Source organism: Roseovarius maritimus (assembly GCF_043355895.2).
In the GTDB taxonomy this organism is placed as follows: Bacteria; Pseudomonadota; Alphaproteobacteria; order Rhodobacterales; family Rhodobacteraceae; genus Roseovarius; species Roseovarius maritimus.
The window spans coordinates 141382-147744 of record NZ_JBHFPF020000009.1; the positions used below are offsets into that span (position 1 = coordinate 141382).

The following is a 6363-nucleotide window of genomic DNA, read 5'->3' on the forward strand; positions in this document are numbered from 1 at the left end:
CGGCTCTGGCACCTGCCGCCAAAGCGGTTAGGATGCGCGCGGGATTTTGGCGAGGCAGATGTGGCAGACGATCTGAAAGTCTTGGTGATTGGCGGCACGGGCCGCGTGGGCCGGATGCTGCGCCGTCACTGGCAGGCGTCGCCGCCACGCGGGCTGACACTGATCCATCAGGCGCGGCGGGGCGGCGACGTTACGTGGGCCGCCGAGGACGGCGCCGAGGCGCTGGCCGCGCATGGCCCGTTTGGCCGGTTGCTAGTGCTGGCGGGTGCCACCCCCGCGCCCGGCGCGGACATGGCACAAAATGCTGCCATCGCGCGCATCTGCCACGCCGCAGCGGCGCGCATGGGTGTGGCGCATATGTTGCTGGCCTCAAGCTCAGCTGTCTATGGCACGGCACTCAGCCGTCCCTATGTCGAGGGGGACCGCCCGGCCCCCTCCAGCCCTTACGGTGCAGCCAAGCTGGAAGCCGAGGAGGCGCTGCGCGGCGCCGCGCCGCCTGTGACCGCGCTGCGCATCGGCAATGTCGTCGGCGCGGATGCGCTGATGCTGAACGCCGCGCGCGCCAGCGATGCGGCCCCGCTGACCTTGGATAAATTCGCCGATGAGCAAGGCCCGCAGCGCAGCTATATCGGCCCAGCGACGCTGGCCCGCGTGTTGGAGACGCTCCTGCATCTCGGCCCGTCCCTGCCGCAGACGCTCAATATCGGCGCGCCCCGGCCCGTCGCGATGCAGGCGCTGCTCAAGGCGGCGGGCATCCCCTACAGGATGCGGCCCGCGCCGCCCGAGGCGGTGCAGAACATCACGCTGGATTGCGGCGCGCTGAACGCGCTGCACCGGTTCGGGCCCGAGGCGTCCTCGGCCGCGCATATGGTGGCGGAGTGGCAGCAACTGAGGGATGCGCCATGACGCCCTTCAAACGCTTTTTCGACTTCATCTCGGCCATCGTGCTGGGCACCGTCCTCTTGCCCCTGACGCTATGGGTGGCGGCGATGATCCTGATCCGCGACGGACGACCGATCTTTTACGTGGCCGAGCGGATGAAAACGCCAACCAAGTCATTCGGCCTGATCAAGTTCCGCACCATGACCGTGGTTCCACATGACAGCGGCGTCTCGGGAGGGGACAAGGCGGCGCGGCTGACACGCACAGGCAAGATGCTGCGCGCCAAGCGACTGGACGAGTTGCCACAGATCCTGAACGTGCTGAAAGGCGATATCAGCCTTGTCGGCCCCCGCCCGCCCCTGCGCAGCTATGTCGAGCGATTCCCTGACATCTATGCCGAGGTGCTGAAATCGCGACCCGGCATCACCGGCCTCGCCACGCTTTATTTCCATCAGCATGAGGAATACCTGCTGTCACGTTGCACCGGCGCAGAGGAAACGGACCGCGTCTATGCCACCCGCTGCGTGCCGCGAAAGGCGCGGATCGACCTCATTTATCAGCGCAACCGATCCTTTTGCTATGACTGGGAAATCATGCTGAAAACGGTGTTCAAGCGGCTGCGATAGCCGGTCAGAACTCTTCCTTGATGGGCCGTGCAAGCAACGCCTGCATCGCGTCCTGCGGCGTCACCTCGCCCGCTAGCAACTGGCGCGTCATGTGCAGGATCGGCGCATCGATCCCCGCCTCAGACGCGATGCGCCCGGCAATCTGCACGGTTGCAGCGCCCTCGGCCAAGGGCCGTCCTTCCAGATCCTCGCCCCGGCCCAGCGCCATGCCATAGCCGAAATTGCGCGACTGCGCCGAGGCGCAGCTGAGCATCAGATCGCCAAAGCCCGATAGTCCCATATAGGTCTGCGGCTGCCCGCCCATCGCGGCGCCAAGTCGGCGCAGTTCGACGAAGGCGCGCGTGATCAGCGCCGCCTTGGCACTTTCGCCGTAATCCATGCCCATCACGACACCGGCCGCGATGGCATAGACGTTCTTGAGCGCGCCGCCGGTCTCGACGCCAGCGATGTCGGCGCTGGCATAGGCCCGGAACGCGTCCGAGCTAAGCGCACGGCAAAGATCCAGTGCCGCCTGTTCGCCACCCGCCGCCAGCGTCACGGCTGTCGGCTTGCCCACCGCCACATCGGTGGCAAAGCTGGGCCCCGACAGGACTGCCTGCGCATGATCGGGGCAGGTCTCGGCTATGACCCGGCTAAGGCGCAGGCCGGTCGCCATCTCGATCCCCTTGGCCGTGTTCACAAGGACCGCGCCGGGCGCAAGATACGGTGCCAGCTCAGGCATCGCACCGCGCAGGCGCTGCGCGGGTACGGCGAGGATGACGATATCCGCATCCTGCAGAACTACGGGATCGGTGCCCGCCGCAATCCGCTCGGGCAGGGTAATGCCGGGCAGGTAGCGCGGGTTCTTTCCCTCATGCGACAAGGCGCGCGCCGTATCGGGATCGCGGCAAAGCAGCGCCGTGTCTTGCCCGGCCCGCTGCGACGTGCAGGCGAGCGCCGTGCCCCAGGCACCGCCGCCGACAATGATCGTCTTTTGCTTCATCTCGCCTCGCTTGCCGTCATGCGGATATCGATCGTTCGCATCAGACTAGCCCGCCGCGCCGGGCCGGACCATGGGCAATTCAGGAGATTGACCGCCCGCCTGCCTGCCTGCGATGCACCGGACCCCGATAGCAATCCCGCGCGAGGCGTTTTTAGGTTGTCTCATGCAGCGGGCGGCATGTAGATGATGTGGCGCCACTGCCAATGGCGCTGAGGAATCGACCGGGGGGACGAGCGACGTGGGCCGAACGACCAAGACAATCGCAAACGGCCTGAAATGGACCGCCCTCGGCCTTGCTCTCGTGGCATTGCCCGCCTGCGGCCTGCCCCGCGGGGCTGCGCTTACCTCGGAAATCGTCAAGGAAGAGAGGGCCGCCAACCCGACCTATCAGGTGGTGCGAGTCAACCGCGTCAATGCCGCAGCTGTCGCGCACTGGCCAGCGACCGGCACAAATTCCTATTACAGCTGGCCCACTGCCAGCCGAGGCCCGCAAAGCGCCGTCATCCGCGCGGGCGACACGCTCAATCTGGCGATCTGGGACAATCAGGACAACTCTCTGCTGACACAGGCGGATGCCAAATCCGTGCAGATGACCGGCCTAACAGTCTCCCCCTCGGGATCGATTTTTGTGCCCTATCTCGACGAGGTCGTGGTTAACGGCCAGACACCCGCACAGGCACGCCGCCAGTTGCAGAACCGCCTCAATTCCATCGTGCCCTCGGCACAGGTTCAGCTGGAACTGAAGCCGGGTCCGAACAACGCCGTCGATCTGGTCTCGGGTGTTGCCACGCCTGGCAGCTACCCCATGCCCGATCGCAACTACAAGATTCTCAGCCTGATCGCCCAGGGCGGCGGCATCGCGCCCACGTTGCGCAACCCTCTGGTGCAACTGCAACGCGGCGGCACCACCTACAGCATCCGCTCCGAGCGGCTGTTTGCGGATGCCTCGCACAACATCACGCTGCGCGGTGGCGACAATGTGGTCGTGCAAGAAGATCAGCGCTATTTCACCGCCCTTGGCGCCACCGGATCCGAGAAATTGATCCGCTTCCCGCAGGAAGAGGTCACCGTGCTCGAGGCGATGTCGCTGATCGGCGGCCTGTCCGACAACCGCGCCAATCCCAAGGGCGTTCTGGTACTACGAGACTACGGGCAAAAAGCCCTGCGCGCCGATGGCAGTGGCCCCGAAAAACCGCAGGTGATCTTTGCCTTCGACATGACCAGCGCCGATGGGCTCTTCGCCGCGCGGAATTTTCTGGTCCAGCCCGAGGATACGGTTCTGGCCACCGAGTCCGCGATCACTTCGATCCGCACGATCCTTGGCCTGGTCGGATCCGCCTTCGGCGTTGCCAGCAATATCGACAATTACTGATCCATTGGTCGGCGGCACCCGCTCAGATGCCGCCCCGACCCCCTCAGCTGCTCCGTTAAACATGATTGCGGCGGCTTGACTTGCATCTACATATCAATGATTCTCGATATATGGACAAGATGCATGCCCTCGACGCGCTCGCCGCGCTCAGCCATTCGACCCGTCTCGACGTGGTCCGCCTGATGATCAAGTCGGGCAGACCCGGCATGTCAGCGGGAGAGATCAGCGAGGCGCTGGACGTGCGGCAAAACACCATGTCCACGAATCTGGCCATTCTGGCCCGCGCCGGCCTGATACGGAGTGAGCGCGAGGGGCGCAGCATCCGCTATTTTGCGGATATGGAGGGGATGTGCGGCCTCCTCGGCTTTCTGATGGAGGATTGCTGCGGCGGCCACCCCGAGCTGTGCCAACCCGCCATCGACGCCCTGGCCTGTCCGTGCTGATCCGGCCACAAGCCGACCCGAAAACCACGTCACAACAAAACGCGAGCCTTCATCATGACAGACAGATCCCTCCCCGCCGCGGCAGGCCTCGGCCCCTTCGAGCGCTGGCTGTCGGTCTGGGTTGCGATGGCCATCGGCGCGGGGCTTCTGCTGGGCAATCTCCTGCCGGGGGTCTTCGGCTTTCTCGCCTCGCTCGAGGTAGCTTCGGTCAACCTGCCGGTGGCGGTTCTGATCTGGGCGATGGTCTATCCGATGATGGTAGGCGTCGATTTCACTGCGCTGAGAAAGGCCGGGGACAAGCCCAAGGGTCTTGCCGTGACGCTTGTTGTCAACTGGCTGATCAAGCCTTTTACGATGGCCGCGCTCGGCGTACTGTTCTTCGAGTATGTCTTTGCTGGGTTGATCCCACCGGATGACGCGCAGGCCTATCTGGCCGGCGTGATCCTTCTGGGTGCGGCGCCCTGTACGGCGATGGTCTTTGTCTGGTCGAACCTGACGCGCGGGGATGCCACCTATACGCTGGTTCAGGTCAGCGTGAACGACGTCGTCATGGTCTTTGCATTTGCGCCGATTGTCGCATTTTTGCTGGGCGTTACGGATATCACCGTGCCTTGGGATACGCTGCTGCTGTCCGTTGGCCTCTATGTCATGTTGCCGCTGGTGGCGGGGTACCTCACACGCCAGCGCCTGGTTGCCCGGGGCGGCGATGCTGCCGTCGACGCGTTCAAGGCGCGCGTGCAACCCTTCTCGATCCTCGGCCTTCTGGTGACAGTCGTGCTCCTCTTCGGGTTTCAGGGCGAAGTGATCCTGAACCGCCCGCTGGTGATCGCCCTGATAGCCGTGCCTCTGCTGATCCAATCCTACGGCATCTTCTTTCTGGCCTATGGCGCAGCGCGGGCATGGGGCATCCCGTTCAACGTGGCGGCCCCATGCGCACTGATAGGTACGTCCAATTTCTTCGAGCTGGCCGTCGCCGTCGCGATCAGCCTTTTCGGCCTCGGTTCGGGGGCCGCGCTGGCCACGGTGGTCGGCGTGCTGGTGGAGGTGCCGGTGATGCTGTCGCTGGTGGCCTTCGCGAACCGGACGAGGCACTGGTTTCCTGCCGGAACTACATCGCAGTAGCTGCTGCCCGAAAAGCCCCCAATTCCCGCGCTCCCCTTGGAAAAATGAGGTGAAGTGGTGCGGGTGAAGGGACTCGAACCCCCACGCCAAAGGCGCCAGAACCTAAATCTGGTGCGTCTACCAGTTCCGCCACACCCGCACGTGCGCAGGGCCCGAAGGCGCAGCGCCAATCCGGTCTAGCGCAGCGCGCGGCGCGATGCGAGGGGGAAAATGGCCACACCTCGCGCTGGAGCAATGAAAATAGGCGACATTTACCAAATCTTAGGATAATCTGTCCTCAATAACGAGCAGATAATTAAAAAAACGGACATACGCCATGACGCCGAAAACGGCCGGGCGCGATCACGGGCAAACGACCCTTGAGGCCCCTTTGGAGCCTGCCGGAGTGCTATCCGGCAGTATCATTCTGACACTTGACGGCGAAATACCCGTCGAGCATCTGGTACCCGGCGACAGGATCATCACGCGCGACAGTGGCGCGGCGGTGCTGCTCGCAGTGCACAGACATATCATGCGAGTGCGCGCGGTGCGCATCCTGGCCGGATCGCTGGGCGATACGCGGCCCGACCGCGATGTCGTGCTGCCCGAAGGGCAACAGGTGCTGGTACGTGATTGGCGCGCCAAGGCGCTATTTGGATTACGGCAGGTCGCGGCGCCGGCCTACGCGCTAATCGACGGTGAATTCATCACCTCCGAGGGGGTCGCGACAATGACCCTTCACGAGCTGCGCTTCGAAGCGCCCCATGTGATCTATGCCGATGGGCTGGAGTTGGTCTCTCCGGCGCATCAACCGGTCGCGCATCAGGCACAGCGCGCGGGCACCCATGACGCGGCCTGAGGGCCGCGCCTGGCTGTGGGACCTCAACAGGTTGTTCCGATCCAATCCTGGTCGACCGAGGGGCGGCTTTGATTTTAGCGCCGAGTGTGGTCGGTGCC

The 6363-nt window shown here is 64.3% G+C and carries 7 protein-coding genes and 1 tRNA gene; 6 read left to right on the plus strand and 2 right to left on the minus strand.

From position 1 onward, the window contains the following. Positions 1-60: 60 nt before the first annotated feature. Positions 61-906 (plus strand): NAD-dependent epimerase/dehydratase family protein, encoded by an 846-nt coding sequence (locus ACEWPM_RS15525; protein WP_393962955.1) that lies wholly within the window; start codon positions 61-63, stop codon positions 904-906. Beyond that, positions 903-1508 (plus strand): sugar transferase, encoded by a 606-nt coding sequence (locus ACEWPM_RS15530; RefSeq protein WP_393962956.1) that lies wholly within the window; start codon positions 903-905, stop codon positions 1506-1508. The genes ACEWPM_RS15525 and ACEWPM_RS15530 overlap by 4 nt, the downstream gene beginning before the upstream one ends. A gap of 4 nt (positions 1509-1512) precedes the next feature. On the opposite strand, the gene ACEWPM_RS15535 is transcribed toward ACEWPM_RS15530, so the two are convergent. Further along, the gene (locus tag ACEWPM_RS15535) at positions 1513-2490 is read right to left on the minus strand and encodes an NAD(P)H-dependent glycerol-3-phosphate dehydrogenase (RefSeq protein WP_393962957.1); all 978 of its coding nucleotides are present in this window, start codon (positions 2488-2490) and stop codon (positions 1513-1515) included. A 238-nt stretch (positions 2491-2728) separates the two neighbouring features. Here ACEWPM_RS15535 and ACEWPM_RS15540 point away from each other — a divergent pair, with 238 nt between their 5' ends. The 3 genes from ACEWPM_RS15540 to arsB all read left to right on the plus strand — a co-directional run bounded on the left by ACEWPM_RS15540 (position 2729) and on the right by arsB (position 5427). Beyond that, positions 2729-3862, plus strand: a complete 1134-nt coding sequence (locus ACEWPM_RS15540) for a polysaccharide biosynthesis/export family protein (RefSeq protein ID WP_393962958.1) — start codon at positions 2729-2731, stop codon at positions 3860-3862. A 110-nt stretch (positions 3863-3972) separates the two neighbouring features. Further along, the gene (locus ACEWPM_RS15545) at positions 3973-4305 is read left to right on the plus strand and encodes an ArsR/SmtB family transcription factor (protein WP_393962959.1); all 333 of its coding nucleotides are present in this window, start codon (positions 3973-3975) and stop codon (positions 4303-4305) included. Between the two features lie 54 nt (positions 4306-4359). Next, positions 4360-5427, plus strand: a complete 1068-nt coding sequence (arsB, locus tag ACEWPM_RS15550; RefSeq protein ID WP_393962960.1) for an ACR3 family arsenite efflux transporter — start codon at positions 4360-4362, stop codon at positions 5425-5427. 55 nt (positions 5428-5482) lie between these two features. Here arsB and ACEWPM_RS15555 read toward each other — a convergent pair. Next, positions 5483-5566: transfer RNA gene (locus tag ACEWPM_RS15555), tRNA-Leu, on the minus strand. Positions 5567-5743: 177 nt separating this feature from the next. On the opposite strand from ACEWPM_RS15555, the gene ACEWPM_RS15560 reads away from it, so the two are divergent. Beyond that, positions 5744-6265, plus strand: a complete 522-nt coding sequence (locus ACEWPM_RS15560; protein ID WP_393962961.1) for a Hint domain-containing protein — start codon at positions 5744-5746, stop codon at positions 6263-6265. Positions 6266-6363: the final 98 nt, after the last annotated feature.